The organism is Paraburkholderia sp. EB58 (assembly GCF_050436665.1).
Classification (GTDB): domain Bacteria; phylum Pseudomonadota; class Gammaproteobacteria; order Burkholderiales; family Burkholderiaceae; genus Paraburkholderia.
Genome location: NZ_JBNDMQ010000003.1, coordinates 330,247 through 356,177, shown reverse-complemented (window position 1 = coordinate 356,177; position 25,931 = coordinate 330,247). Strand labels below are relative to the sequence as shown.

The following is a 25,931-nucleotide window of genomic DNA, read 5'->3' as shown; positions in this document are numbered from 1 at the left end:
CGTGAGTATGCCGCAACACTTTGAGCAGATTGGGTCCGGCGAGGCTTGGCAACGCAGCAATTGCGTAGCATGCTGCACCTCGCAAGGACCGAGCGATTCCTCGATTCAAGGACACAAAGAGGCGGCCGGCAAAGGCGCCCATATAAACATCCGGCAGCAATGCCGGTAACGTCCCTCGCCTCTCGATGGAGCCTGATATGACTGTCGCGAATCTCGTTTCCAGTTCGTCCACAACACCTACGTCACAGACACGCCGCGCCCGGCTCGCTGCCGCCGCCAATCCGGTGCTTGCAGGCCCCAGCACGTCGGCTGTGGCCGTCGGTGAGGGCAGCGCGGGCGAATTCGCGTGCTTGACGCTGGCCAATCCACAGTTGCGGCTCGACGTGGCGCCGTCGCTGGGCGGCGGCATCACCCGCTTCGACTGGCGCAGTGACGGCGCGCTCGTGCCGATCTTTCGCCGCTGCCGGCATATCGCCGCCGATACCGACCCGAACCAGTTGGCCTGCTATCCGATGTTGCCGTATTCGAACCGGATCGGCGGTGGCCATTTCGGCGTGGGCGGACGGCGCGTCGACGTGCCGCGCAACCGCGTCGCCGAGCCGCTGCCGATCCACGGCGACGGCTGGCTGGCCCACTGGCAAGTGGCGGAGACCAATCACGACAGTGTGCGCCTGACGCTCGACCGCAGCGACGGTAAACCCTATGCGTATCGCGCGACCCAGACCTATGCGCTGGAAGGCCCGAGTCTCGTGATTACGCTCGAGGTGGAAAACACGGGACGCGACGCGCTACCGTTCGGCCTTGGCATCCATCCGTTTCTGGTGCGCGACGCGCAGACCGAGTTGTCGGCGGCGGCAGCAGGGTTGTGGCTGCAGGGCGACGACTGGCTGCCGGTGCGCCATGTGCCGGCGCCACCGGCCTGGCAGTTCGGCGTGGCGTATCCGTTGCCCGAGACGATTGTCAATCACGCCTTCACCGGTTGGAGCGGGCAGGCGGCGGTCGTTTGGCCGAAGCGGCGACTGTCGCTGACCATTGCCTCGGATGCTGATTATTACGTGCTCTACACACCGCCGGGCGAAGACTTTTTCTGCTTCGAGCCGGTCGATCATCCGATCAATGCGGTGAACCTGCCGGGCGGGGCGGCATCGCACGGCATGACGATGCTGGCGCGTGGCGAGCGCCTCTCCCGGTCGTTTCGCTTCACGGTCGAGCGGACGGGCTTGCGCGCAGCGGCTGGGGCGCGGGGTTCGCGGAAGCAATGAGCCGGGTGGGTAGCTGAGGAGTACCACCGCGCTGCGCGCTTGTTTCGCGGAAGGCTGCCGCCAGGCTTCAGGTGTAGCCGGTGGCGCACGGCGGCTGCTGCGTGGGCGGCGTGCCCTTGGTGCGAGGACGGGTAAAATACGCGCCACTTCTCTATTCGGCCCGCCGCGAGACCCATCATGCCCACTTTGATCCAGACCCTCAACGACGCCTGGCAACGCACGAACTCGCTGCTGTGCGTCGGCCTCGACCCCGAGCCCGCAAAATTTCCGGCCGCGCTCGCTGGCCGTGCCGATGCAATCTTCGAGTTTTGCAGCACGATCGTCGACGCGACCGCGCCGTATGCCTCCTCGTTCAAGCCGCAAATTGCCTACTTCGCCGCTCACCGCGCGGAAGACCAGCTTGAGCAGCTGATTGCGCACATTCACCGGAACCATCCGGGCTTGCCTGTAATTCTCGACGCGAAGCGCGGCGACATCGGCAGCACCGCTGAGCAGTACGCCCGCGAGGCGTTCGAGCGCTACCAGGCGGATGCCGTGACCGTGAACCCGTATATGGGTTTCGATTCGATCGAACCGTATCTGGCGCATCCGGGCAAGGGTGTGATCGTCTTGTGCCGGACCTCGAATCCTGGCGGCTCCGATCTGCAGTTTCTGGAGACGGCGGGGCGGCCGCTCTATCAGGTGGTCGCGCAACTGGCTGCGGACAAGTGGAATGCGAGTGGCCAGCTTGGGCTGGTGGTGGGCGCGACGTTTCCGAAGGAAATCGAAGTCGTGCGCGGGATCGTGGGGGAGATGCCGCTGCTGATCCCGGGGATTGGCGCGCAGGGCGGCGATGTCGAGGCAACGGTGAACGCGGGCCGCAATGCAGCGGGCACCGGCATGCTGATCAACTCGTCGCGGGCGATTATTTACGCCGGCAAGGGCGAGGACTTTGGTGATGCCGCGGCGAAGGCTGCGCAAGAGACGCGGGATCGGATTAACGCGTATCGGTGATGGGTTGCGGCTGCCCGCGATCAACGGTAGCCGTTTTATTCTGCTTTATGCGGTACGGGCCGCCGGCCCTAACCGCGCAATGAATTCCGCGTGCACCGGATAAGCGCTCCGCAGCGCACCGACCTCTGCCAACTCAAATTCGCTGAATTCAAACCCTGGCGCCACCGTACAACCCACCAGCGCGAATGTCGCCGGCTCTTCACACTCGGCCGCAAACCACAGTCCGGCCGACACTACCGCCTGAAACACGGTCCCCGGATGGGTCAGCGGATTGCCCAGCCGATACGTGATCAACTGACCTGCCTCGTCCAGCACATGAACGAGGAGCGGCTCGCCGGCATAGAAATGCCAGACTTCGTCAGACTTGATCCGATGCCACGCGGAATGCGCGCCGTCGCATAGCAGGTAGTAGATCGCCGTCGACGCCGAGCGCGTTTCTCCGGACCCTTCGCGCCTCACGGTTGCCATAGAGCGATAGGTTTCGCGGAAAAACCCGCCCTCGGGATGCGGCTGCAAATCGAAGTGGCGGATCAGGTCATCTTTGGCTAGCTCGGGAGTCGACATAGGCAGCGCCTTACCGCTCGCGTTCGTCGAGCAATGCCAGCATCCCTCGCAGCGCATGAGCGGCGGCTTGCGTGCGGATTTTTTCGCGGTCGCCCTTGAACACCACCGTTTCCACAGCAGTATGCAGGCGGTTGCTCCAGCCGAACGACACAGTCCCGACCGGCTTCGTCTCGCTGCCGCCGCCCGGACCGGCCACGCCGGTAATCGACAGCGACACCTGCGCCCGGCTATTGCGTAGCGCCCCTTCGGCCATCGCGCGGGCGACGGGCTCGCTGACCGCGCCATGTTTTTCGATCAGATCGGCAGGCACGCCGATCATCTCGCTCTTGGCCTGATTCGAATAGGTGACGAAGCCCCGTTCGAACCAGCCGCTGCTGCCGGAGATGTCGGTAATCGCCGTCGCGACCATGCCGCCCGTACAGGACTCGGCGGTCACGAGCATCAGGCGTTCGTCGCGCAACCGGTTGCTCACGCGGATTGCGAGTTGGTGAACGACGGAATCGGTAGCCATGGGTATGTCCGAAAAACGTAAGACGGTCAGACCGCCATGAGCCAAAGCGCAATCACCAGCAAGGTGAAAAACGCCGCGACCAGGTCATCAAACATGATGCCGAAGCCACCTTTCAGTCTGCGGTCGAAGTAACGGATCGGAGGAGGTTTCACCATGTCGAAAAAACGGAACACGATGAAGGCCCATAGCTGTCCCTTGAAGGTCACCGGTGTCACCATCAGCAGCACCAGCCAGAACGCGACGATTTCGTCCCACACGACCGGCGACGGATCGTCGATGCCAAGTTTTTTCGCGGTGAAGCCGCTAATCGAAATGCCGGCAAAAAAGCCCACCACGATCAGTAAGCCCCAGTCGAGCACGGTCAGGTAACGGTTTAGTACCGCGAACGACGCCCACGCGAACAGTGTGCCGACAGTACCAGGCATGACCGGCGACAACCCGCTGCCAAAGCCGAGCGAAATCAAATGCAGCGGATGCGACAGCATGAAGCGGGCGGTCGCGCGGCGCGGCCGCGAGGGCCGCGGTTCGGGTGTGCCGGGCGTTTCTCCCGATGGGCCGCCATGCGATGGGCCGGCGGCCGGATTACCGCCCCGAAAGTCGTCTGCGGGGCCGAGCGCGGAGTCAGTCTGCATGGAAGTGGTCGAAGCCTTGCAAGGTCAAGGTGAGCGGGTTGCCGGCTGCGTCGAGCCAACGGATTGCAGGGCTGTCCGCCGCTGATTCCAAAGCGTTTATTGTACCGATCCGGGTGACCGGAATATTTACCTCGCGGCCGGCCGCTTCGACCGCGGCGCGCGCGCTCACAGGCGCTGTGAAGCAAAGCTCGTAGTCGTCGCCGCCCGCCAGTGTGCAGCGGCGTTGAACGTCCTCCGGTAACCGGCGCAGCGCGGCCGAGCGTGGCACGGCGTCGACGGTGACCTGTGCCTGCAAGTGCGAGCGCTGCAGGATGTGCAGCAGGTCGCCGGCGAGGCCGTCCGAAAGGTCGAGCGCCGCACGCGCAACGCCGCGCAGCGCGAGGCCGAGCGGGATGCGCGGCTCGGGGCGTTCGAGGGCGCGGCGAAATGTCGCAGTGTCGGCGGCATCGGCGGACCACTCGCCGCGCAACACGCCCAGTCCGGCGCGTGCATCGCCGAGTGTGCCGGAGATCCAGATGTCATCGCCGGCTTGCGCCGCATCACGGCGCAGCGCCAACCGCGGCGGGACGCTGCCGAACACGGTGATGCACAAGTTCAGCGGCCCGGCGGTGGTATCGCCGCCGATCAGGTCGCAACCGTAGCGTTCGGCAAGTTCAAACAGCCCGTCGCTGAATGCGGCGAGCCAGTCCTCATGCGCCTGTGGCAGTGCAAACGCCAGAGTGAATCCTTGCGGGTCGGCGCCCATCGCGGCCAGATCCGAGAGGTTCACCGCGAGGGCCTTATGGCCGAGCGCATGGGGATCGATATCAGGGAAGAAATGGCGGCCTTCCACCAGCATGTCCGTCGAAATCGCCATCATTTCGCCGGGCCGGGGAGCGAGCAATGCGCAGTCGTCGCCAATGCCAAGCGAGCCGTCGTCGGCTTGGCGACCAGCAGCTTCGGCACGGCGCGCAAAAAAACGGTCGATCAGCGAGAACTCGGAGAGCATGATGGGGTTCCGTGCACGGAAAAGCGGCTAACGGCGCGCATTGTACGGTCAAAATGCTGCGTCGCCACAAATTCTCTGGGCGGGTTGCATCGGGGCCGTTGCCCCTGTTTCAGTCGCGGCACCTGTGCCCTGATTGAAGGAATCACGTTAGGGATTGGCGCTACAATGCCCCGTCGAGCACCTATTCTAATCCGCACTCCAAGCCCGCCTTATGTCGAATCCCGTCAATACCAAACTTCGCGAAGCCGCTCTCGATTATCACGAGTTCCCGACCCCCGGGAAGATCGCGATCGCGCCGACCAAACAGATGATCAACCAGCGCGACCTCGCGCTGGCGTATTCACCCGGCGTCGCGTTTGCGTGCGAGGAAATTGTCGAGAACCCGCTGAATGCCGCCCGCTTCACCGCGCGTAGCAACCTGGTCGGCGTCGTGACGAACGGCACGGCAGTGCTGGGCCTCGGCAATATCGGCCCGCTCGCCTCCAAGCCAGTCATGGAAGGCAAGGCCGTGCTGTTCAAGAAGTTCGCCGGCATCGACGTGTTCGATATCGAGCTGAACGAGTCCGACCCGCACAAGCTGGTGGACGTGATCGCCGCGCTCGAACCCACCTTCGGCGGCATCAATCTGGAAGACATCAAGGCGCCGGACTGCTTCATCGTCGAGCGCGAATGCCGCAAGCGCATGAAGATTCCGGTATTCCACGATGACCAGCACGGCACGGCTATCGTCGTCGCCGCGGCCATTACCAACGGCCTGAAGGTCGTGGGCAAGGACATCAAGAAGGTCAAGCTGGTCTCTTCCGGCGCGGGCGCCGCGGCGCTGGCCTGTCTGGACCTGCTGGTCGACATCGGCCTGCCGCTCGAGAACATCACCGTGACCGATCTGGCCGGCGTGGTCTACAAGGGCCGCACGGAGCTGATGGATCCGGACAAGGAGCGCTTCGCACGCGAAACCGATGCCCGCACGCTGGCGGAAGCGATTGGCGACGCGGACATTTTCCTCGGCCTGTCGGCTGGCGGCGTGCTGAAGCAGGACATGGTCAAGCAGATGGCGGACAAGCCGCTGATTCTCGCGCTGGCTAACCCGAACCCGGAAATTCTGCCGGAACTCGCGCTGGAAGTGCGTCCGGACGCCGTGCTGTGCACGGGCCGTACCGACTACCCGAACCAGGTGAACAACGTTCTCGTGTTCCCATTCCTGTTCCGCGGCGCGCTGGATGCTGGCGCGACGACCGTGACGCGGGAAATGGAAATCGCCGCCGTCAACGCGATCGCCGAACTGGCGCGCCAGGAGCAGAGCGATATCGTGGCGACGGCCTATGGCATTCAGGACCTGTCGTTCGGGCCGGAATACCTGATTCCGAAGCCGTTCGATCCGCGCCTGATCGTCAAGGTCGCGCCGGCCGTGGCGAAGGCCGCGATGGATTCGGGGGTCGCCGATCGTCCGATCGAAGACATGGAGGCGTACGAGCAGCATCTGCAGCAGTTCGTCTACCACAGCGGCACGACGATGAAGCCGATTTTCCAGTTGGCGCGCGGCGTCGAACCGGAGAAGAAGCGCATTGTGTTCGCGGAAGGCGAAGAAGAGCGTGTGTTGCGGGCACTGCAGATCATCGTCGACGAAAAGCTGGCGAAGCCGATCCTGATCGGCCGTCCGGCGGTGATCGAACAACGCATTGCGCGCTACGGTCTGCGTCTGGTCAACGGTCAGGACTACACGGTGGTCAACACCGACCATGACGAGCGTTACCGAGACTTCTGGAAAACGTACTACAAGATGATGTCCCGCAAGGGCATCAGCGAGCAGATGGCGAAGCTCGAAATGCGCCGCCGCACCACGCTGATCGGCTCGATGCTGGTCAACAAGGGCGAGGCAGACGGCATGATCTGCGGTACGGTCAGCACGACGCACCGGCACCTGCACTTCATCGACCAGGTGATCGGCAAGAAGGAAGGCTGCAACGTCTACGCGGCGATGAACGGGCTGGTGCTGCCGGGCCGGCAGATTTTCCTCGTGGACACCCATGTGAACGTGGATCCGACACCCGCGCAGCTTGCCGAGATCACGATCATGGCGGCCGAGGAAGTGCGCCGCTTCGGCATTGAGCCGAAGATTGCGCTGGTGTCGCATTCGAACTTCGGCACGAGCAATGCACCGACTGCACAGAAGATGCGCGACACGCTCGAGATCCTGCGCGAGCGCGCGCCGGACCTGCAAGTGGACGGCGAGATGCACGGCGACGTCGCACTCGATCACAACCTGCGCCGCGAAGTGCTGCCCGAATCGACGCTCGAGGGCGATGCGAACCTGCTGGTGATGCCGAACATCGACTCCGCCAACATCTCGTACAACCTGCTCAAGACGGCGGCCGGCAATAACATCGCGATTGGCCCGATCCTGCTCGGCGCAGCCAAGCCGGTGCATGTGCTGACCGCTTCGGCCACGGTGCGCCGGATCGTCAATATGACGGCGCTGCTGGTTGCGGATGTGATCGCCGCGCGTTAAGCGGCGGCCCACCCGGCGCTGAAACTCACCACAAGGCGAAAAAAAGGCGTGCCCGCAATGGGCACGCCGCTGGGTGAACAGGGGATTGCCACCCAAAAAGGTTTGAAACGACGGTATTTCCACCTCCAAAGCGTCCAGAATAGAGCGAACCAGATACGTTCATTCCGGATGACACCGTCGGGCTAATTTTATCTCGTGCGGGATAAAATAATCTGTCAAGAATCGTCAAGACTAGGCGATCGGCGCTTTGCGGCAACAATGGAACCTTTCGTTTGCCGAACGAACGTTGATTCCAGGGGCCATTAGCGATACCCTTACGTCTTTCATGGTCGTCAAACTCGTGATCTAACAGCGGGAACCCTGATTCATGGCACGCAAGTGGCTCCGCAGCGGCGTGCTCATCGGCGCGCTGGCGTTCGGCGGTTTGTGTGGGAGCGTGGTCACCGGCGCGTTTGCGCGGGACTATTCGACACCCGGCAACAGTGACAGTCAGGTGCAGGGCACCATCGCGGTGGCGCAATTGCCGCGTGAAGCAGTCAATACGTTGAACTTGATTGCCGCAGGCGGGCCTTACCCGTATGAGAAGGACGGCATCGTATTCGGCAACCGCGAAAGGCTGCTGCCGCCGCACCGGCGCGGCTATTATCACGAATACACCGTACCTACGCCGCGTGCCCACAATCGCGGCGCGCGTCGCATTGTCTGTGGGGGTCCGCTGGAGCGGACCGATAACTGCTACTACTCGGACGACCACTACACGAGTTTTAATCGTATTGTTGAATGACATCGGGATGAACGGCATGAGCGACAACGTCTACGCGCACGACTCCGGAGTCGCGACGGATCTTTTCGCGGCCGGCGACGGCAATCTGTTTCAGCGTGTCATGCAGATGCGCTCCGCCGGAGACGGACGGGACACCCAGAGCGAAGCCAGCACTGTGCTTTCATCGAACGAGGGGCCTATGAGTCTTTTCAAGACCGTACGACCAAACATCGTACAGTCGATCCGCGCGTTTCGCGTGCAGGATCTCGCTGATGAAGCCAACCAGCTTGGCCAGCACTTTCTGTATGCGCATTGCGCGAATGCGCAATCGAAACAGGAAGTCCTCGAAACGATTGCGACTTCATTTCTGTTTCCGAAACATTTCGGCAAAAATTACGATGCTCTGTACGATTGCCTGACCGATCTGGTTGCCAAGGCGGGCCCGCAACCGGGTTTTGTGATCGTGCTGGAGGCGTTGCCGGTGGCGCAGAAATTTGACAAGGAAGGCCGCGAGACGCTGCTCGACGTGTTCCGCGAAGCGTCGGAATTCTGGGCCGAACGCAAGGTGGCATTCCGCGTGTTTTATTCGTTCGCCTGAACGTGTAGGGCGGTGGTCTGTGGAAGGTTCGCTAGCCTGAACAGATTCAATACGCATAGTTGAACAAAACAAAGGCCCGCCAATTGGCGGGCCTTTGTTTTGGGTGTTGCAACTGCGGTTTCCGTTGTTGTGGTTTCGGATTCCACAGTGACTACGGCACTGGCACACCGTGCCGTCCCTTCGACGCGCTTACCAGCCACCCCAGCGCGCAGCCAGCGCGGCCAGCACCGCGATCCCCGCGGTTTCGGTGCGCAGCACGCGCGGTCCGAGGCCAACTGCAGCGAAGCCGTGATCGGTCGCCGCAGCTTCTTCGGCTGCCGAAAAGCCGCCTTCCGGGCCGATCAGCAAGGTCACCCGCCCGAGCGGCGGCGTGGCCGGCAGGGCCGTAAAGCTGATGCTCGCGCGGGGCGACAACAGCAGGCGCAACTCCCCTTCTTCAGGCGCACGCGGCAAGACGCCAAGCCAGGTGGCGATTTCCCGTACCGGCGCGACTTCGGGCAAGCGATTGCGCCCGCACTGTTCACACGACGAGCGCACGATGCCTTGCCAGTGCAAATGGCGACGCTGCGCCCGTTCGCCCGACAGGCGCACCACGCTGCGCGTGGTGGTGAGCGGCACGAAACTCGAGGCGCCTAGTTCGACGGCCTTTTCGATCAGCCAGTCCATCTTGTCGCCGCCGGCGATGCCTTGCGCGAGCGTCAGGTGATAGGGCGGTTCCACCTCGATTTCGCGGAATTCGCGAACCTTGACGGTGGCCGAGCGACGTTCTACTTCGACGAGTTCGGCGCTGTATTCACCGCCTTCGCCGTTGAAAAGCACGATCGAGTCGCCCGGTTGCAGACGCAGGACCAGGATGTGCCGCGTGACGTCATCGGGAAGCTGCATGATGTCTTCGGGCTTGAGGGCCGTACCGACGAAGAAGCGAGGCATCAGGAAAATACTCATTGGTTCACGAAAGGTGGCGAGCGAGCGCCCAGCGGTAGCCGTCCAGGTCTTCGACCTGCGCAAAACGGTCACCCCAGAACTGATCCTGTGGCTCGCTCAGCGATTTCGCGCCGGCCGCCAGCGCCCGCGCATAAACCGCGTCGACATCGTCGACATAAACATAAAACGATTGCGGTGCAACCGCGCCCGAGCTTTTGGGTGTTTTCGCAGTCGAGCCGAACGCGCCTTCCGGCGCAAACATCACGATCAACTGGCCTTGGTAGACCATTTCGACATGCATGACGACACCGTCGTCCTGGACGCTGTCGCGCACCTCAAAGCCAAAGGCCGCTTCGAAGAACGCAATTGCGGCACGTGCGTCGCGAACCGTGAGATAAGGGGTCAACCAGGGCACACCGGCTGGGCGGGAGGCGGTCATGGAGTTCTCCGGATCTAGGGTGAGCGGGGCGGGTGCAGCGCGGCCAGGGGTCGGCTCACGAGACCTCCGCGCCGACCAAACCGCACATTCTGCCGCCGCGCTACCGTGATGGCTTTAAGAATTGACTTAGTTTATCGCGCACCGCGCGGGATGCCGAGAAGAGTCCGGCATGTGCATCGGCGTCGTACCAGGCGAGACCGGCGATTTGCCGGGCCGTGAGGCGCTCGGTGAGCTCGGCCGGGGTCAGCGCGGCGGGGTCGAGCGTGTCGCTCGCGGTGGCCATCATCCATAGCGAGCCGTACAGCGGCACGAACGCGCCCATCGTGCGCACCACCGCAAAGGAGGAGCGCAGGCCGTCAAGTAGCGCGGCCGCTCGTGCGGCGTGGTAGTAAGGCGCGCCGAGATGCAACGACAACGCCGCAGCCGGACTCATCACACGCTTGAGCTGCGCGTAGAACGTAGGCGTGTAAAGCCTCGCCGCCGGGGAGTCGGGCGGCGTCAGGTCGAATACGACCAGATCGAACTGTTCCTGCGCAGCGGCGACGAAATCGGCGGCATCGCCGATCACCAGTTCTACGCGCTGATCGTCGAAGGCGCCGCCATGGACTTGCGGCAGATACTCGCGGGTGAGGCGCACGACCTCCGCATCCAGCTCGGCCACCACGACCCGCGTGATGTCCGGATGCCTGAGCAGTTGCCGTGCCGCGCCACCGTCGCCGCCACCCAGCACGAGCGCAGTGCGCGGCGCGGGATGGGCTACCGCGATCGGGTGGACCATGCATTCGTGATAGATGAACTCGTCGCCGACGGAAGTCATTGGACGGCCGTCGAGCGTGAAGAGCCGCCCGAGTTGCGGGGTGTCCCAGACTTCGATCAGTTGATGCGGCGAAGCGACGCTCGCGAGGCGCCTGGCGTTCGGGAAGCCGTACAGGACGTACGGGGTCGGCTGGAAAAGCAGCGGAGCGCTCAAGGTGGGCGGCGCGCAGGCGGGCGCGATCGGTTGGCGATGCTCGGATTATAAAGTCGAAGCGGGGCCTGAATGGGCAGGCGTCGCAACGAGGCCGCAACCCACCGACCCAAGCGGTTGCCAGCCGGGAAAGGCCACAAGCATCTGTTAGAATGTCACGCTTTGCAGCCTTGTCCGTTTGCTCTGCCCGTATCGCGTCTCCCGGCGCCGCACCGTGCGCCGTAGCAGACTGGCCGCCGAGCTTCCGGACCGCCGCCCGCGCCCCGCTTTTTGGACTCGTTCTCCGGACTCGACATGACGACCCCGTCTCCCGCCCCCACTTCCCTGATGGCCAACGCAATCCGTGCGCTGGCTATGGATGCTGTTCAACAAGCGAATTCCGGCCACCCCGGCATGCCGATGGGCATGGCCGAGATCGGTGTCGCGCTGTGGTCGCGTCATCTGCGCCACAACCCGAAGAACCCGCAATGGGCCGATCGCGACCGCTTCGTGCTGTCCAACGGCCACGGCTCGATGCTGCTGTATTCGCTGCTGCATCTGACCGGCTACGACCTGCCGATGGAAGAGCTGAAAAACTTCCGGCAAATGCATTCGAAGACGCCTGGCCACCCGGAATACGGCATCACGCCAGGCGTCGAGACGACCACCGGCCCGCTCGGCCAGGGCTTGGCCAATGCAGTCGGCATGGCGCTCGCCGAGTCGCTGTTGGCTACGGAATTCAACAAGCCGGATGCGAAGATCGTCGATCACCACACGTACGTGTTCGTCGGCGACGGCTGCCTGATGGAAGGAATCTCGCATGAAGCCTGTTCGCTCGCTGGCGTGCTGAAGCTGAACAAGCTGATCGCGTTCTACGACGACAACGGTATCTCGATCGACGGCGAAGTGGTGCACTGGTTCCACGACGACACGCCGAAGCGCTTCCAGGCGTACGGCTGGAATGTGATTCCGGGCGTGGTGGGCCACGACGTCGAGGCCGTGGACGCGGCGATCAAGCAAGCCAAGCTGTCGGACAAGCCCACGCTGATCTGCTGCAAGACGGTGATCGGCGAAGGTGCACCGACCAAGGCCGGCAGCCACGATTCGCACGGCGCGCCGCTCGGCGAGAAGGAAATCGCGGGCGCGCGTGAAAAGCTCGGCTGGAAGTGGGCACCGTTCGAGATCCCGACGGAAGTCTACGCAGCATGGGACGCGAAGGAAGCTGGCGCGCGGAACGAGTCCGAGTGGAACAAGGCATTCGCGGCCTACCAGGCCAAGTATCCGCAGGAAGCCGCTGAATTCACGCGTCGTATGGCCAAGCAACTGCCGGTTGACTGGGCGGAGAAGGCTCAGGCCATCATCGCCGGCGCGAATGAACGCGCGGAAACCATCGCCACGCGTAAGGCATCGCAACAGGCTATCGAAGGTCTTTCGACCGTGTTGCCCGAACTGCTCGGCGGCTCAGCCGACCTGACCGGCTCGAACCTCACCAACTGGAAGGCGGCCAAGCCGGTGCGCGTCAACGCGGAAGGCCGCGCAGCTGGTAACTACGTCAACTACGGCGTGCGCGAATTCGGCATGAGCGCCGCGATCAACGGCATCGCGGTGCACGGTGGCTTCAAGGCGTTCGGCGGCACGTTCCTCACGTTCTCCGACTACAGCCGCAACGCACTGCGCGTCGCTGCGCTGATGAAGGCCCCGTCGATCTTCGTGTTCACGCATGACTCGATCGGTCTAGGCGAAGACGGCCCGACCCACCAGTCCATCGAACACGTCGCGAGCCTGCGTCTGATTCCGCATCTGCAAGTCTGGCGTCCGGCCGATACCGTTGAAACAGCGGTGGCGTGGACTCAAGCGGTGGAACATCATGGCCCGTCGGTGTTGATCTTCAGCCGTCAGAACCTGCTGTTCTCGGAGCGCACGGATGCGCAGATCGCCAACGTCGCCAAGGGCGGTTACGTGCTGCGCGACTGGAACGACGAGATCGTCGCGCGCAAGATCATCCTGATTGCGACCGGTTCGGAAGTCGAACTGGCACTGAAGGCAGTCGAGCCGCTGGCACGCGAAGGGATTGCTGCACGCGTGGTGTCAATGCCGGCTACCACGGTGTTCGATCAGCAGGACGCCGAATACCGCGAACGCGTGCTGCCGAAGGGCGTACGCCGCGTCGCGATCGAAGCGGGCGTGACGGATTTCTGGCGCAAGTACGTGGGTCTGGAAGGCGGCGTGGTCGGGATCGACACGTTCGGCGAGTCGGCCCCGGCTGGCGTGTTGTTCAAGCATTTCGGCTTCACCGTCGAGAAAGTTGTTGAGACGGCTAAAGCCGCACTCGGCTGATTGGGTGTCCGGTCCTGCCGCGTGCGCCCCACGCCCGGCGGGATCCGGCCCAGCAGAGCTAACATGGACGTATTTTTTCAGCCATCAGGAGATAGACCATGACGATTCGCGTCGCAATCAACGGCTACGGCCGGATCGGCCGCAACACGCTGCGCGCCTTCTATGAAAACGGCAAGAAGCACGACATCCAGATCGTCGCCATCAACGACCTGGGCGATGCCAACACCAACGCCCACCTGACGCAATACGACACGGCCCACGGCAAGTTCCCGGGCGAAGTGTCGGTGGATGGCGATTACCTCGTCGTCAACGGCGACCGCATCCGCGTGCTGGCGATCCGTAACCCGGCTGAACTTCCGTGGGGCGAACTGAACGTCGACGTCGTGATGGAGTGCACGGGCTTTTTCACGACCAAGGAAAAGGCCAGCGCCCACATCAAGGGCGGCGCCAAGAAGATCATCATCTCGGCACCGGGCGGTAAGGATGTAGACGCAACGATCGTCTACGGCGTGAACCACAAGGTGCTGAAAGCATCGGACACGGTGATCTCGAACGCATCATGCACGACCAACTGCCTGGCACCGCTCGTCAAGCCGCTGAACGACAAGATCGGTCTGGAAAACGGCCTGATGACGACGATTCACGCGTACACGAACGACCAGGTTCTGACGGACGTGTATCACGAAGACCTGCGCCGTGCGCGCTCGGCGACGCACAGTCAGATCCCGACGAAGACGGGTGCTGCATCGGCTGTCGGCCTGGTGTTGCCGGAACTGAACGGCAAGCTGGACGGCTACGCAATTCGCGTCCCGACCATCAACGTGTCGATCGTCGACCTGTCGTTCATCGCCAAGCGCGACACGACGGTGGATGAAGTCAACGCGATCATGAAGGAAGCATCGGAAGGCGAGCTGAAGGGCATCCTCGGCTACAACAAGGCGCCGCTGGTGTCGATCGACTTCAACCACAACCCGGCTTCGTCGACCTTCGACGCGACGCTGACCAAGGTGTCGGGCCGTCTGGTGAAGGTGTCGAGCTGGTACGACAACGAGTGGGGCTTCTCGAACCGTATGCTGGATACGGCTGTGGCGCTCGCCAACGCGAAGTAAGCTAGACTTCGGCGCGCTTCACGTGCTTTAAGCGCTGCATTCGCAGATAGAAAAACCGCTCCTCGGAGCGGTTTTTTTACGCCTGCGTTCAGCTCAGATCAGCGTTCGCATCTACACGTCGATAGATGCCCTCACGCCTTCGGCACTGGAAAATACACGCCGGCGCGCTGCGCGGCATTGGTGATATGCGTCTCAATCGCCTTACCGGCCGCCGCGGAATCGCGCGTCTTGAGCGCGTCGAGAATCGCGCGATGCTCGTGATAGGTCGACAGCACCAGCTCGCGTCTGAAGAACGGCATGCGCTGGCTCTCCTTCATGATGTCCGAACTGCTGCGCAGAATCGATTCGATCGCCGCATTGCCGGCAATGCTCACGATGCGCATGTGAAAGTCGAAGTCGAGTTGCGCGGCTTCATCCAGTTCATTGCAGGACAGTGCGCCGTGCATCGCGTCGATGTTCTGTTCGAACCAGGCGATATCGGCGTCGCTGATCGCGAGCGCTGCCATGCGCGCGACGAAGCCTTCCAGGGCAAAGCGCATCTGATACGTGTCCGGCAGCGACGACTGCTCCGCGAAACGCCACGGGTTGGCAGCAGACGCCTGCGCGCTCTCCACATACACGCCCTTGCCGGGACGGATCATCAGCAGGCCGAGCGCCTCCAGCGTTGATAGTGCTTCACGCAGCGAAGCGCGGCTGATGGCCAGTTCTTCGGAGAGCTGACGTTGCGCGGGCAACAGACTCCCCACCGGATACACGCCTTCCTCGATCCGCTCGCGGATCGTAGCAATGGCTGAATCGGTGACGGTATGCGGGACGTTTTTCATGATCCTCGGGCAATGGCGTGGTCTGACCGGCATTGTAATCCGGTGCTTCCATGACTGCACCGCGTAATTAATCCCCTGACAAATATGCGCTAGGCCGGCTTTGGATTCAGGCGGGTAAACACCATCAATTTCCGCCTTGACGAGACTATATCGGCTTCCTACTATTCGCCATAACAGTACTGGTCGGACCAGTATGAACAGATGGAATCCTTAACCGGGAGAAGGCCGTGTTGAAGTTTTTCAATTCGCTGTTTGGACGGGTGGTGATCGCTCTAGTGGCGGGCATCGTGATCGGCGCGCTGTTTCCACATTTCGCTCAATCGTTGCGGCCGCTCGGCGACGGTTTTCTGAAGTTGATCAAGATGGTGATCGGTCCGATCGTGTTCTGCGTCGTGGTGAGCGGCATGGCGCACGCGGGCGATCTGAAGAAAGTGGGGCGGGTCGGCCTGAAGGCGGTGGTGTACTTCGAGTTCATGACTACGATTGCACTTGTGATTGGTGCGGTGCTGGCGTACGCCACGAAGCCCGGTGTAGGCATGAACATCAATCTGCATTCGCTCGATGCCGCGTCGCTCACGACCTACACCGAGCACACCAAAGATCTCAAGGACACCGCAGGATTCCTGTTGAAGATCATCCCGGACACGGCGATCAATGCGTTCGCCACCGGCGACATCTTGCAGATCCTGGTTTTCTCCGTACTGTTCGGCTCGGCTTTGTCACTGCTCGGTGCTAAGGCCCAGAAGGTGAGCGGCCTGATTGACGAACTGTCCCAGGTGTTCTTCCGCGTGATGAGCTTCATCATCAAGCTGGCGCCGCTCGGCGTGCTCGGCGCGATTGCGTTCACCACCGGCACATACGGCGTTGCCTCACTCGAGCAACTGGGGCTGCTGGTCGTCGTGTTCTACGCGAGTTGCATTGTGTTCATCGCGGTCGTGCTCGGCATCGTGATGCGGCTCGCCGGCTTCAGCGTCTTCAAGCTGATCCGCTATCTGCGCGAGGAAATGTCGATCGTGCTCGGCACCGCATCCTCCGACGCCGTGTTGCCGCAAATAATGCGGAAGCTCGAATTCATGGGGGTGAAGGATTCGACGGTGGGCCTCGTGATTCCCACCGGATACTCGTTCAATCTGGACGGCTTCTCGATCTACCTGACGCTTGCGGTGATCTTCATCGCGCAGGCCACCAACACACCGCTATCGCTGCACGATCTGATCGTGGTGGTGCTGGTGTCGCTGGTGACGTCGAAGGGCGCGCACGGCATCCCGGGTTCGGCGATCGTGATTCTGGCCGCGACCCTCTCCGCGATTCCTGCGATTCCGGTGCTCGGTCTGGTGTTGATCCTGCCGGTGGACTGGTTCGTCGGGATTGCCCGCGCACTCACCAATCTGATTGGCAATTGCGTCGCCACGGTCGTAGTGGCCGTCTGGGAAAACGACATTGACAAGGCCCGCGCCCGCCGTGTGTTGAACCGCGAGCCCGCCTATCTCTATGTCCCGGCCGGCGAAGAAACGGAGGCCGCGCCCGTGTCTGGCGATCCGGCACACGCAGTCTGATCCACGGCACAGCGCCAACAGCACGCACATTTCGCCCGGCGGGCGTCGAGCCCACAAGCAGAGCAGCGCCCGCCGGCTTTCCCCTTCCTATTGATTGAGATTGACCGAGACCATGGCTACTCCGATCCTCGACCCCAACGCCCCCGCCTTTACGCGCCGCTACATGAATCTGGCCGACCCGCGCCTCGGTGCGAAGGCGCTCTTCGCCAGCGATGAATTCTTCGCGCCGAAAGAGCGCATGCTCGATCCGCAACCTGCGGTATTCATTCCCGGCAAGTACGACGATCACGGCAAATGGATGGACGGCTGGGAAACGCGCCGCAAGCGCACCACGGGGCACGACTACTGCGTGGTTCAATTGGCGCGGCCAGGCGTGATTCATGGCGTAGATCTGGACACGAGCCATTTCACCGGCAATTTTCCGCCGGCTGCTTCGCTCGAGGCCTGCTACGCAGACGGCGAGACTCCGCCGGACAACGCTGAGTGGCACGTAGTCGTGCCGGCCATGACGCTGCAAGGCAACCAACACCATTACGTGGCAGTCGACAACGCGCGCGCCTTCACACACCTGCGCGTGAATCTTTATCCGGACGGCGGTCTTGCGCGCCTGCGTGTGTACGGACAGCCAAAGCGCGATTGGGAACGCGTCGAGCGCGGCAGCCTGATCGATCTGGCTGCCATCGAAAACGGCGCCTACCTGGTGGCCGCCAACAACCAGCATTTCGGACCGGCCTCGCAGATGTTGATGCCCGGACGCGGCGTCAACATGGGCGACGGCTGGGAAACGCGCCGCCGCCGCGAACCGGGGAACGACTGGGCAATCGTCGCGTTGGCGCGGCCCGGCGTGATCCGCAAGGTCGAAGTCGATACCGCCTACTTCAAAGGCAATTTCCCGGACCGCTGCTCGCTGCAAGCTGCGAGCGTGACTGGCGGCACGGACGAATCTCTCGTCACGCAGGCGATGTTCTGGCCTGTGCTGATGGGCGAGCAGAAGCTGCAGATGGACCAAGTGCATCCGTTCGAGGCGGAATTGGCGTCGCTCGGAACGGTTACCCATGTGCGTTTCAATATCTTTCCGGACGGCGGCGTATCGCGCCTGCGTCTGTGGGGCGAGCTGGTGTAAGCGGAAAATAGCGGAGGAGACAGGCCTATGAAGACCCTGCAGATGGAGCGCCTGACACGCGCCGCGTTCGCGCGGTTCGGCGAGGTGATCGAACTGGACGGCGCACGCCACTTCCCGATCAACGGTGGCACGACCGAGCGCTACCACGATCTTGCCAAGGTCGACGTCGGTGAGCCGGGCGGCCGGCCACTGGTCAACCTGTTTCGCGCCCAACCGCGTGCGCTGCCGGTCGAGATTGCGATGATGGAGCGGCATCCGCTCGGCAGCCAGGCTTTCCTTCCGCTTGCGGGAGCGAGCTATCTGATCGTGGTGGCGCCGGCAGGCGAGTTCGATCCGGCGCAGATGCGCGCGTTCTGGACCGAGGGTTGGCAGGGTGTCAACTATGCAAAAGGGGTCTGGCACCACCCCTTGCTTGCGCTCGAGCGTGTCAGCGATTTTATGGTCGTAGATCGAGGCGGCGAGCAGCCGAACTGCGACGAGCTCGTGCTGGCAGAACCTTGGCGCCTCGTGCGATAGCGGCAGGCCGTTACGGGCCGTTACAGCCGCTGAGTGCCGCTGGTGCGCCTTAGGCGCGCCCGTGGTACGTCAAGCCCATCTCGCAGCAAGCCCAAGACACAAAAAACCCGATCGACTTTCGACGACCGGGTTTCCTTTTATTACTTACCGCGCTTGCGTGCCGTCAGGCCCGCGGCCATAGTGCCCGTCAATGCTTGCGGTGCGGGCACTTTTCCTTGGTGCAGGCGCCGTACAGCGCCAATGCATGTTCCTGCAACTTGAAACCGCGCTCTTTCGCGATGGCTTGCTGGCGGCTTTCGATTTCCTGATCGTAGAACTCCTCGACCAGCCCGCAATCGATACACACCAGGTGATCGTGGTGGGTGCCTTCGTTCAGCTCGAACACGGCTTTGCCGGATTCGAAGTTGCTGCGCGAGAGCAGCCCCGCCTGTTCGAACTGGGTAAGCACGCGATACACGGTTGCCAGACCGATATCGAGTTCTTCGTGCAGCAGATTGCGGTAGACGTCTTCAGCGGTCAGGTGACGCACCGGGCTGTGCTGGAAAATTTCCAGAATCTTGAGGCGCGGTAGGGTCGCCTTGAGGCCGATATTTTTCAGATCGGTTGGATTGGTCATGGCAAGGGATCCCTAGAGTACAATGCAGGGTTCTAATAGTAATGTGTTTGGCTGTTCAGGTCATCTTCGATGCAATGAAACTCGCGCGGCTCGCCACTGGCAGGGCCCGCACGGTGAGTGAAATGATTTCAAAATCTCTATTGATCTACCGGGGGAGCCGCATGCGGGGTACCTTGATTGCTGCAGCGACTGTCACGGTTCTTGCCGGATGCGGGACTTACGACAGTGTGACGCAGCGAATTGCCCAAAGCATAACGCCATATCGGATTACCGTCGTGCAGGGCAACTTTGTCTCAGCAGAGGCAGCCGCCCAGATGCAGGTTGGCATGTCGCGCGACCAGGTACGTCAGTTGCTCGGCACGCCGCTTCTTGCCGACATGTTCCATGCGGACCGCTGGGACTACGTGTTCTATTTCAAGCGCGGCAGCACGAGCGTTGTGCAGCAGCGCGACTTCGTCGTGAATTTCGCGGGTGACCGTGTCGCCAGCTGGTCGGGCGGGCAGGATCTGCCGTCCAACCTCGAGCTGCTCGCCGAAATTGATGGCGACAAACGCGGCAAGAAGGCGTTTGCAGCAGCGGCAGCGGCCGCCAGCGCGCCGGTTGCCGCTTCAGGTGCAGTTGCCGCTTCGGGCACGGCTGCAGCCGAGGCCCCGGTCGCGCCGCCGGCGGATGCTGCCGCTGCTGCCGCGCAGGCGATGGACCCGAACGCCGAAGCCGCGCAGGCGGCCAACCGCGCAACCGACGCCGTGCAGGCGCCCACCGGCAAGATCACGCCGTCGGTGCGGGCCAATACGCCGCCGTCGAACGGTGGCGTGCCGCAAAATGCAACGGCGCCAGGTCAGCCGCAGTTCCAGTTCTCGCGTCCGCCTCCGCCCACGGTGCCGGGTGCGCCGCAAAGTAACCCGGTCGGTCCGGCCGGCTCGCAGAGCAGCAACAGTCCGACCTACAACACACCGCTGACGTCGTCCGCTACGGCGACTTCGGGAACGGGTAGCTAAATACGCTGTCCCTGACAATGACGGGCCGCGTGCGCAGCGCGAGCCCGTCATTTGTGTTTCTTCCGCTTTTTTCACGGTTTTCGCGGCGCGTTTTGTGTCGCTTTTCGCAATTGACTGCCATGAACATTGCTATTGCCGGTGCATCGGGCCGTATGGGCCGCATGCTGATTGAAACGGTCCTGAACGATTCTGGCGTCAAGCTTTCCGGCGGGTTAGTGCGGACTGGTTCGTCGCAACTCGGCCAGGACGCCGGGGCGTTCCTCGGCAAAGAGACGGGTGTCGTTCTGACCGATGATATCGAGCAGGTGTTTGCCCGGTCCGACTACCTGATCGACTTCACGCGCCCGGCCGGCACGCTGGTGCATCTCGAAGCTGCGCTGCGCCACAACGTCAAGCTGGTGATCGGCACCACCGGTTTCGATAGCGAGCAAAAGGCGCAACTGCGCGCGGCTGGCGAAAAGATCGGCATCGTGTTCGCCGCTAACATGAGCGTGGGCGTCAACGTCACGCTTAAGTTGCTCGAATACGCTGCGCGCCATTTCGCGACCGGTTACGACATCGAGATCATCGAGGCGCATCACCGCCATAAGGTGGACGCGCCGTCCGGTACCGCGCTGGCTATGGGCGAAGTGATCGCCGGCGCGCTCGGCCGCAACCTCGACGACTGCGCGGTCTATGGCCGCGAGGGCGTCACCGGCGAGCGCGATCCGTCGACCATCGGCTTCGCGGCGATTCGCGGCGGCGATATCGTCGGCGACCATACCGTGCTGTTCGCGGGCATTGGCGAGCGCATCGAGATCACGCACAAATCGGCGAGCCGGTTGTCCTATGCACAGGGTGCGCTGCGCGCGGTGCACTTCCTCGAAGGCCACGCAAACGGCTTTTACGACATGCAGGACGTGCTCGGCCTGCGCTGAGCGCGTATCTGTCCCGCGTGCGTCTCCTTTCCAAATGGCGGCGCACGCCGGAGCATACTTTCCGACGGTGAGGTCCAATGGCAGGCACTGGCATTCTTCACTACCTGCAATCCAGCGATACGATCACGCATGCCGTAGCCTACTTGCTGCTGGCCATGTCGGTGGCGAGCTGGTGCTTTCTGATCGTCAAGGGCTGGATGCTGGGCCGCGCGAAGCGCCAGGCGGCGCGCGCGATCGCCCAGTTCTGGCAGGCGCCGACGCTTTCGGAAGGCGTTGCGGCATTGCGTCGCGCGGACAGCGAGCGGGTCTTCACGCCGCTTGCCGAAGCCGCGCTGCACGCAGCGGAAGTGGATATCCCAGGCGCCTTGCTCGCGCGCGTCGAGCGCAGCGAGCGCGTGCTGCGGGCCCTGCGCCAGGCGCTCACTACCTCGCAACGGCGGCTTGAATTCGGCCAGGTATTGCTGGCGTCAGTAGGCAGCACGGCGCCGTTTGTCGGCTTGCTGGGGACCGTCTGGGGCATCTATCACGCGCTCGGCAGCATCGCCGCAAGCGGGCAGGCGATGATCGAAAACGTCGCCGGTCCGGTTGGCGAGGCGCTGATCATGACAGCCTTCGGCCTTGTGGTGGCGATTCCCGCCGTGCTCGCCTATAACGTGCTCGGCCGCATGGTGCGGCAATTGTCCGAGGAACTGGACGGCTTCGCGCACGATCTGCACGCCTACGTCTGCGCGCCCGCCTCAGCGGCGGCGCCACCGGCGAAATCGGCTCAGCCCAGCTCAGCCTAAAGCTCACCCTTAGTCAGGCAGGAGGTCGACATGGCATTCGGCGGACTCGAAAAACGGCAAACCGCGGCGCCGATGGCGGAGATCAACATGACGCCGCTGATCGACGTGATGCTGGTGCTGCTCGTGATCTTCATCATTACCGCGCCTTTATTCACACACGCAATCCGGCTCGACCTGCCGAAAGTCGCCGCTGCGCCGGCGCGTCAGACGCCGCAGACCATTTCGCTTTCAATCGACGCTGCCGGCAAGATCTACTGGAACGGCACCGTCCTGACGCTCGACCAGATGCGCGCGCGCTTCGTGGCAGCGGGCAAAGAGCCGGAGCAGCCGGAGATCCAGCTGCGCGCCGAGCGCTCGACGCGCTACGAGGTCATCGCGCAGGTGATGGGCGCGGCGCAGCAGGCGGGGCTTGAGCGGATCGGTTTTGTGACGGATCCGCCGCCGCCGGTCACGAGCCACTAGAGACACGGGCGGTGGCGACACGGCAGCGGGCCGGTGCATTGCCTCGTTGCCAGACTTGCAGACTGTCGACCAGCGACGACGGACGCCGCCACGGGCTGTCCCTCTGACCCCACATGCCGCATTTGCCGGCAACGGGCGGTGGCTCGCGCGGCGGCGAACCCTGATCCTACAAGCCTCGCGGCGCGTACCGCGCGGCGCGCAGCGGACCCGTCTTCGAACGGTATAATCAGCGTTTTCCCCTGCAAATGGGGAAACGACGCCATTTCATCAAGCAGAGCACCAGGCCCGGTGCGAAAGCACCGAACCCAGCGATCCCATCACACCATGCACGAAAAATACGTTCCCTCCGACGTCGAATCCGCCGCGCAAGGGCAATGGCGCGCCGTCGACGCCTATAAGACAACGGAAACCACCGACAAGCCCAAGTTCTACTGCGTCTCGATGCTGCCGTATCCGTCGGGCAAGCTGCACATGGGCCACGTGCGCAACTACACGATTAACGACGTGATGTACCGCTATCTGCGGATGAACGGCTACAACGTGCTGATGCCAATGGGTTGGGACGCGTTCGGCATGCCGGCGGAAAACGCCGCGATGGCCAACAACGTGCCGCCGGCCAAGTGGACCTACGACAACATCGCTTACATGAAGAAGCAGATGCAGTCGATGGGTCTGGCGATCGACTGGTCGCGCGAAGTCGCGACCTGCAGCCCGGACTACTACAAGTGGAACCAGTGGCTGTTCCTCAAGATGCTCGAGAAAGGCATCGCGTACAAGAAGACCGGCACGGTGAACTGGGACCCGGTGGATCAGACCGTGCTCGCCAATGAGCAGGTGATCGACGGGCGCGGCTGGCGCTCGGGCGCGCTGGTCGAAAAGCGCGAGATTCCGATGTACTACATGCGGATCACGCAGTACGCCGATGAACTGCTGAACGACCTCGAAGGCCTCGGCTGGCCCGAGCGCGTCAAGATCATGCAGCAGAACTGGATCGGCAAGAGCTTCGGCGTGAACTTCGGGTTCCCGTACGAGATCGACGGCGAGCAGAAGGTGCTGCGTGTGTTTACGACGCGTGCCGACACGATTATGGGCGTGACCTTCTGCGCGGTCGCCGCCGAGCATCCGCTCGCCACCCGTCTCGCACAAGACAAGCCTGAACTGCAGGCCTTCATCGAAGAATGCAAGCGCGGCGGCGTCGCCGAAGCTGATGTTGCGACGATGGAAAAGAAGGGCATGGCCACCGGTTTCTACGTCACGCATCCGCTGACGCAGGAGCAGGTCGAAGTGTGGATCGGCAACTACGTGCTGATGAGCTACGGTGAAGGCGCGGTGATGGGCGTGCCTTCGCACGACGAGCGCGATTTCGCCTTCGCGAAGAAATATGGTCTGCTGATCAAACAGGTGGTGGCGCTCGAAGGTAAGGAATACTCGACCGACGCCTGGCAAGAATGGTACGGCGACAAGAACGGCACACTGGTCAACAGCGGCAAGTACGACGGCATGACCTACACGCAGGCCGTTGATGCGATCGCCAGCGACCTCAAGGAACTCGGCCTCGGCGACAAGCAGGTCACCTACCGTCTGCGTGACTGGGGCGTCTCGCGCCAGCGTTACTGGGGCACGCCGATTCCGATCATCTACTGCGACACCTGCGGCGACGTGCCGGTGCCGGAGCAGGATCTGCCGGTGGTGTTGCCGGAAGACCTCGTGCCGGACGGCACGGGCAACCCGCTCGCGAAGTCCGAAGCGTTCGTGAACTGCACGTGCCCGAAGTGCGGCGCGCCTGCGAAGCGCGAGACCGACACGATGGACACGTTCGTGGATTCGTCGTGGTACTTCTACCGCTATGCGGCGCCGGATGCAACGACTATGGTCGACGCGCGCACCGACTACTGGATGCCGATGGACCAGTATATCGGTGGCATCGAACACGCGATCCTGCACTTGCTGTATTCGCGCTTCTGGGCGAAGGTCTCGCGCGACCTCGGCATCGTCAAGTTCGGCGAGCCGGCCAAGAACCTGCTCACGCAGGGCATGGTGCTCAACGAAACCTATTACCGCGAAAACGAAGCGGGCAAGAAGACCTGGTACAACCCGCTCGACGTCACCGTCACACACGACGACAAGGGCCGCCCGATCGGCGCCACGTCGATTGCGGATGGTCAACCCGTGGTGCTGGGCGGCGTCGAGAAGATGTCGAAGTCGAAGAACAATGGCGTCGACCCTCAGGTGCTGATCGACCAGTACGGCGCCGACACTGCACGTCTGTTCGTGATGTTCGCGGCACCGCCTGAGCAGCAGCTCGAATGGTCGGGCGCCGGCGTGGAAGGGGCGAGCCGCTTCCTGCGCCGGGTGTGGGGCTTCGGCCATGCGAACGAAGCTTCGCTGCGTGAACGCGGCTCGTTCGACGCCGCGCAACTCGCCGAAACGGACAAGGTCCTGCGCCGCGAGATCTACAGCGTGCTGAAGCAGGCCGATTTCGACTACCAGCGTCTGCAGTACAACACGGTGGTGTCGGCGGCGATGAAGATGCTCAACGCGCTCGACAGCGCCAAGGGCGCCCAACCGGCGGTGCTGCGCGAGTGCTATGGCGTGCTGCTGCGCGTGCTGTACCCGGTCGTGCCGCACGCCACCTTCCAGTTGTGGCAGGAACTCGGCTACGCCGACGAATTCGGCACGCTGCTCGACGCACCATGGCCTAAGGTCGACGAGAAGGCGCTGGAACAGGCCGAGATCGAACTGGTGTTGCAGGTGAACGGCAAGGTGCGCGGCGCGGTCAAGGTCGCGAAGGACGCGCCGCGTGACGCGATCGAGCAGGCAGCCCTCGCGCACGAGATGTTCGCCAAGTTCAGCGAAGGCAACGCGCCGAAGAAGGTCATCGTCGTGCCGGGGCGTCTCGTGAACATCGTCGTCTGACCGGGCCGCCGGGAAAAAGCAGTGCGTCGCAGCGACTTGAGGCGGCGCACGAATGTAGGACAGGATTTACTGCGAACCAGGAGCCAATGTGACTCGCAGATCGTTTTTGACGCTTGCGTGCGGGGTGATGGTGCTGTCCGCCTGTGGCTTTCAGCTACGAGGCCAGCAGGACTATCCGTTCAAACGCCTTGCTCTCGTGGGCGCACCGCCCGCGTTCGTGGGACGTATGACCCGCATGGTGCAGGGCGGCAGCGACACGGTGATCGTCACCTCGACGGCCAATGCGGACGCCATCCTGCGCGTGACTGAAGGTCTCGGCAATAGTGTGCTGGCGATGAATTCACTGGGCGTCGTCGAGGAGTACCAACTGAACTACACGCTCAACTATTCGCTCGTCGGTGCCGACGGCACGGTGCTGATTCCGGGCAGCGTGATTGCGCTGAATCGTGCGATGACCTATAGCGACCAGTTCTCGCAATCGAAGAGCTCGGAAGCGGACCTGCTGTATGCAGACATGCGCAACGACGCCGTCGATCAGTTGACGCGCCGTCTCGGCGTGGTGCATTCGCTGCACCCGGCGCCGGGCCAGGGAGCGCCAGCTGTCGCGCCGCGCGCGCCGCTGCCGCCACCACCGCTTTGATCACCA

Annotated in this window: 25 protein-coding genes; 16 read left to right on the top strand and 9 right to left on the bottom strand. The window is 62.8% G+C overall.

Annotation, left to right across the window (positions count from 1 at the left end):
* Nucleotides 1-197 precede the first annotated feature (197 nt).
* Entirely contained in the window at nucleotides 198-1,262 is a 1,065-nt protein-coding gene (locus P3T40_RS06785) for an aldose 1-epimerase (RefSeq protein WP_429266906.1), read from the top strand.
* Between the two features lie 177 nt (nucleotides 1,263-1,439).
* A complete protein-coding gene (gene pyrF, locus P3T40_RS06780) occupies nucleotides 1,440-2,255 on the top strand; it encodes an orotidine-5'-phosphate decarboxylase (RefSeq protein WP_429266905.1) in 816 nt (271 codons plus the stop codon).
* A gap of 45 nt (nucleotides 2,256-2,300) precedes the next feature.
* On the opposite strand, the gene P3T40_RS06775 is transcribed toward pyrF, so the two are convergent.
* The 4 genes from P3T40_RS06775 to thiL are packed head-to-tail and all read right to left on the bottom strand — an operon-like array spanning nucleotide 2,301 to nucleotide 4,950.
* Nucleotides 2,301-2,819, bottom strand: coding sequence for a cupin domain-containing protein (locus P3T40_RS06775; RefSeq protein WP_429266904.1), 519 nt, complete (start codon nucleotides 2,817-2,819; stop codon nucleotides 2,301-2,303).
* A 10-nt stretch (nucleotides 2,820-2,829) separates the two neighbouring features.
* Nucleotides 2,830-3,330: a CinA family protein gene (locus tag P3T40_RS06770; RefSeq protein ID WP_429266903.1), complete on the bottom strand. Its 501-nt coding sequence runs from the start codon at nucleotides 3,328-3,330 to the stop codon at nucleotides 2,830-2,832.
* A 26-nt stretch (nucleotides 3,331-3,356) separates the two neighbouring features.
* A complete protein-coding gene (locus tag P3T40_RS06765) occupies nucleotides 3,357-3,962 on the bottom strand; it encodes a phosphatidylglycerophosphatase A family protein (protein WP_429266902.1) in 606 nt (201 codons plus the stop codon).
* Complete coding sequence (gene thiL / locus P3T40_RS06760; protein ID WP_429266901.1) at nucleotides 3,952-4,950, bottom strand: thiamine-phosphate kinase; 999 nt, start codon at nucleotides 4,948-4,950, stop codon at nucleotides 3,952-3,954. The genes P3T40_RS06765 and thiL overlap by 11 nt, the downstream gene beginning before the upstream one ends.
* Before the next feature lie 211 nt (nucleotides 4,951-5,161).
* Between thiL and P3T40_RS06755 the strand changes: the two genes are divergently transcribed.
* From P3T40_RS06755 to P3T40_RS06745, 3 genes are all read left to right on the top strand, one after another.
* Nucleotides 5,162-7,456, top strand: coding sequence for an NADP-dependent malic enzyme (locus P3T40_RS06755; RefSeq protein WP_429266900.1), 2,295 nt, complete (start codon nucleotides 5,162-5,164; stop codon nucleotides 7,454-7,456).
* Nucleotides 7,457-7,823: 367 nt separating this feature from the next.
* Nucleotides 7,824-8,240 carry a ribonuclease gene (locus P3T40_RS06750; RefSeq protein ID WP_429266899.1) on the top strand — a complete coding sequence of 139 codons (417 nt, stop codon included), beginning with the start codon at nucleotides 7,824-7,826 and terminating at the stop codon, nucleotides 8,238-8,240.
* A gap of 16 nt (nucleotides 8,241-8,256) precedes the next feature.
* The gene (locus P3T40_RS06745; RefSeq protein ID WP_429266994.1) at nucleotides 8,257-8,817 is read left to right on the top strand and encodes a barstar family protein; all 561 of its coding nucleotides are present in this window, start codon (nucleotides 8,257-8,259) and stop codon (nucleotides 8,815-8,817) included.
* A 189-nt stretch (nucleotides 8,818-9,006) separates the two neighbouring features.
* On the opposite strand, the gene P3T40_RS06740 is transcribed toward P3T40_RS06745, so the two are convergent.
* The 3 genes from P3T40_RS06740 to speE all read right to left on the bottom strand — a co-directional run bounded on the left by P3T40_RS06740 (nucleotide 9,007) and on the right by speE (nucleotide 11,150).
* The gene (locus P3T40_RS06740) at nucleotides 9,007-9,747 is read right to left on the bottom strand and encodes a 16S rRNA (uracil(1498)-N(3))-methyltransferase (RefSeq protein WP_429266993.1); all 741 of its coding nucleotides are present in this window, start codon (nucleotides 9,745-9,747) and stop codon (nucleotides 9,007-9,009) included.
* 19 nt (nucleotides 9,748-9,766) lie between these two features.
* Complete coding sequence (locus P3T40_RS06735; RefSeq protein ID WP_429266898.1) at nucleotides 9,767-10,180, bottom strand: VOC family protein; 414 nt, start codon at nucleotides 10,178-10,180, stop codon at nucleotides 9,767-9,769.
* A gap of 100 nt (nucleotides 10,181-10,280) precedes the next feature.
* Nucleotides 10,281-11,150, bottom strand: coding sequence for a polyamine aminopropyltransferase (gene speE, locus P3T40_RS06730; RefSeq protein ID WP_429266897.1), 870 nt, complete (start codon nucleotides 11,148-11,150; stop codon nucleotides 10,281-10,283).
* A gap of 291 nt (nucleotides 11,151-11,441) precedes the next feature.
* Here speE and tkt point away from each other — a divergent pair, with 291 nt between their 5' ends.
* Both tkt and gap read left to right on the top strand, forming a co-directional pair.
* A complete protein-coding gene (gene tkt / locus P3T40_RS06725; protein WP_429266896.1) occupies nucleotides 11,442-13,463 on the top strand; it encodes a transketolase in 2,022 nt (673 codons plus the stop codon).
* A gap of 98 nt (nucleotides 13,464-13,561) precedes the next feature.
* A complete protein-coding gene (gene gap, locus P3T40_RS06720) occupies nucleotides 13,562-14,572 on the top strand; it encodes a type I glyceraldehyde-3-phosphate dehydrogenase (protein WP_429266895.1) in 1,011 nt (336 codons plus the stop codon).
* A 131-nt stretch (nucleotides 14,573-14,703) separates the two neighbouring features.
* Here gap and P3T40_RS06715 read toward each other — a convergent pair whose 3' ends face one another.
* Entirely contained in the window at nucleotides 14,704-15,396 is a 693-nt protein-coding gene (locus P3T40_RS06715; RefSeq protein WP_429266894.1) for a FadR/GntR family transcriptional regulator, read from the bottom strand.
* A 227-nt stretch (nucleotides 15,397-15,623) separates the two neighbouring features.
* Here P3T40_RS06715 and P3T40_RS06710 point away from each other — a divergent pair, with 227 nt between their 5' ends.
* The 3 genes from P3T40_RS06710 (at nucleotide 15,624) to P3T40_RS06700 (ending at nucleotide 18,591) form a co-directional block, all read left to right on the top strand.
* Nucleotides 15,624-16,952 carry a C4-dicarboxylate transporter DctA gene (locus P3T40_RS06710; RefSeq protein ID WP_429266893.1) on the top strand — a complete coding sequence of 443 codons (1,329 nt, stop codon included), beginning with the start codon at nucleotides 15,624-15,626 and terminating at the stop codon, nucleotides 16,950-16,952.
* Between the two features lie 112 nt (nucleotides 16,953-17,064).
* Nucleotides 17,065-18,075 carry an allantoicase gene (gene alc, locus P3T40_RS06705; RefSeq protein ID WP_429266892.1) on the top strand — a complete coding sequence of 337 codons (1,011 nt, stop codon included), beginning with the start codon at nucleotides 17,065-17,067 and terminating at the stop codon, nucleotides 18,073-18,075.
* A 27-nt stretch (nucleotides 18,076-18,102) separates the two neighbouring features.
* On the top strand, nucleotides 18,103-18,591 hold the full coding sequence (locus tag P3T40_RS06700) for an ureidoglycolate lyase (RefSeq protein ID WP_429266891.1): 489 nt from the start codon (nucleotides 18,103-18,105) through the stop codon (nucleotides 18,589-18,591).
* 187 nt (nucleotides 18,592-18,778) lie between these two features.
* Here P3T40_RS06700 and fur read toward each other — a convergent pair whose 3' ends face one another.
* Nucleotides 18,779-19,207 carry a ferric iron uptake transcriptional regulator gene (gene fur / locus P3T40_RS06695; RefSeq protein ID WP_429266890.1) on the bottom strand — a complete coding sequence of 143 codons (429 nt, stop codon included), beginning with the start codon at nucleotides 19,205-19,207 and terminating at the stop codon, nucleotides 18,779-18,781.
* 161 nt (nucleotides 19,208-19,368) lie between these two features.
* Here fur and P3T40_RS06690 point away from each other — a divergent pair, with 161 nt between their 5' ends.
* From P3T40_RS06690 to lptE, 6 genes are all read left to right on the top strand, one after another.
* On the top strand, nucleotides 19,369-20,205 hold the full coding sequence (locus tag P3T40_RS06690; RefSeq protein ID WP_429266992.1) for an outer membrane protein assembly factor BamE: 837 nt from the start codon (nucleotides 19,369-19,371) through the stop codon (nucleotides 20,203-20,205).
* A gap of 119 nt (nucleotides 20,206-20,324) precedes the next feature.
* Nucleotides 20,325-21,122: a 4-hydroxy-tetrahydrodipicolinate reductase gene (gene dapB, locus P3T40_RS06685; protein ID WP_429266889.1), complete on the top strand. Its 798-nt coding sequence runs from the start codon at nucleotides 20,325-20,327 to the stop codon at nucleotides 21,120-21,122.
* 77 nt (nucleotides 21,123-21,199) lie between these two features.
* Nucleotides 21,200-21,907: a MotA/TolQ/ExbB proton channel family protein gene (locus tag P3T40_RS06680; protein WP_429266888.1), complete on the top strand. Its 708-nt coding sequence runs from the start codon at nucleotides 21,200-21,202 to the stop codon at nucleotides 21,905-21,907.
* A 30-nt stretch (nucleotides 21,908-21,937) separates the two neighbouring features.
* Complete coding sequence (locus P3T40_RS06675; RefSeq protein ID WP_429266887.1) at nucleotides 21,938-22,369, top strand: ExbD/TolR family protein; 432 nt, start codon at nucleotides 21,938-21,940, stop codon at nucleotides 22,367-22,369.
* 324 nt (nucleotides 22,370-22,693) lie between these two features.
* Nucleotides 22,694-25,285, top strand: a complete 2,592-nt coding sequence (gene leuS / locus P3T40_RS06670; protein WP_429266886.1) for a leucine--tRNA ligase — start codon at nucleotides 22,694-22,696, stop codon at nucleotides 25,283-25,285.
* Nucleotides 25,286-25,373: 88 nt separating this feature from the next.
* Entirely contained in the window at nucleotides 25,374-25,925 is a 552-nt protein-coding gene (lptE, locus tag P3T40_RS06665) for an LPS assembly lipoprotein LptE (protein WP_429266885.1), read from the top strand.
* Nucleotides 25,926-25,931 lie beyond the last annotated feature (6 nt).

Coding starts and splice junctions, on each gene's coding strand:
- leuS (WP_429266886.1), top strand. CDS start 22,694: ATGCACGAAAAATACGTTCCCTCCGACGTCGAATCCGCCGCGCAAGGG.
- P3T40_RS06675 (WP_429266887.1), top strand. CDS start 21,938: ATGGCATTCGGCGGACTCGAAAAACGGCAAACCGCGGCGCCGATGGCG.
- fur (WP_429266890.1), bottom strand. CDS start 19,207: ATGACCAATCCAACCGATCTGAAAAATATCGGCCTCAAGGCGACCCTA.
- P3T40_RS06690 (WP_429266992.1), top strand. CDS start 19,369: ATGCGGGGTACCTTGATTGCTGCAGCGACTGTCACGGTTCTTGCCGGA.
- P3T40_RS06785 (WP_429266906.1), top strand. CDS start 198: ATGACTGTCGCGAATCTCGTTTCCAGTTCGTCCACAACACCTACGTCA.
- P3T40_RS06755 (WP_429266900.1), top strand. CDS start 5,162: ATGTCGAATCCCGTCAATACCAAACTTCGCGAAGCCGCTCTCGATTAT.
- P3T40_RS06750 (WP_429266899.1), top strand. CDS start 7,824: ATGGCACGCAAGTGGCTCCGCAGCGGCGTGCTCATCGGCGCGCTGGCG.
- gap (WP_429266895.1), top strand. CDS start 13,562: ATGACGATTCGCGTCGCAATCAACGGCTACGGCCGGATCGGCCGCAAC.
- thiL (WP_429266901.1), bottom strand. CDS start 4,950: ATGCTCTCCGAGTTCTCGCTGATCGACCGTTTTTTTGCGCGCCGTGCC.
- P3T40_RS06775 (WP_429266904.1), bottom strand. CDS start 2,819: ATGTCGACTCCCGAGCTAGCCAAAGATGACCTGATCCGCCACTTCGAT.
- tkt (WP_429266896.1), top strand. CDS start 11,442: ATGACGACCCCGTCTCCCGCCCCCACTTCCCTGATGGCCAACGCAATC.
- P3T40_RS06745 (WP_429266994.1), top strand. CDS start 8,257: ATGAGCGACAACGTCTACGCGCACGACTCCGGAGTCGCGACGGATCTT.
- P3T40_RS06700 (WP_429266891.1), top strand. CDS start 18,103: ATGAAGACCCTGCAGATGGAGCGCCTGACACGCGCCGCGTTCGCGCGG.
- alc (WP_429266892.1), top strand. CDS start 17,065: ATGGCTACTCCGATCCTCGACCCCAACGCCCCCGCCTTTACGCGCCGC.
- P3T40_RS06715 (WP_429266894.1), bottom strand. CDS start 15,396: ATGAAAAACGTCCCGCATACCGTCACCGATTCAGCCATTGCTACGATC.
- P3T40_RS06735 (WP_429266898.1), bottom strand. CDS start 10,180: ATGACCGCCTCCCGCCCAGCCGGTGTGCCCTGGTTGACCCCTTATCTC.
- pyrF (WP_429266905.1), top strand. CDS start 1,440: ATGCCCACTTTGATCCAGACCCTCAACGACGCCTGGCAACGCACGAAC.
- P3T40_RS06680 (WP_429266888.1), top strand. CDS start 21,200: ATGGCAGGCACTGGCATTCTTCACTACCTGCAATCCAGCGATACGATC.
- P3T40_RS06765 (WP_429266902.1), bottom strand. CDS start 3,962: ATGCAGACTGACTCCGCGCTCGGCCCCGCAGACGACTTTCGGGGCGGT.
- P3T40_RS06770 (WP_429266903.1), bottom strand. CDS start 3,330: ATGGCTACCGATTCCGTCGTTCACCAACTCGCAATCCGCGTGAGCAAC.
- P3T40_RS06740 (WP_429266993.1), bottom strand. CDS start 9,747: ATGCCTCGCTTCTTCGTCGGTACGGCCCTCAAGCCCGAAGACATCATG.
- dapB (WP_429266889.1), top strand. CDS start 20,325: ATGAACATTGCTATTGCCGGTGCATCGGGCCGTATGGGCCGCATGCTG.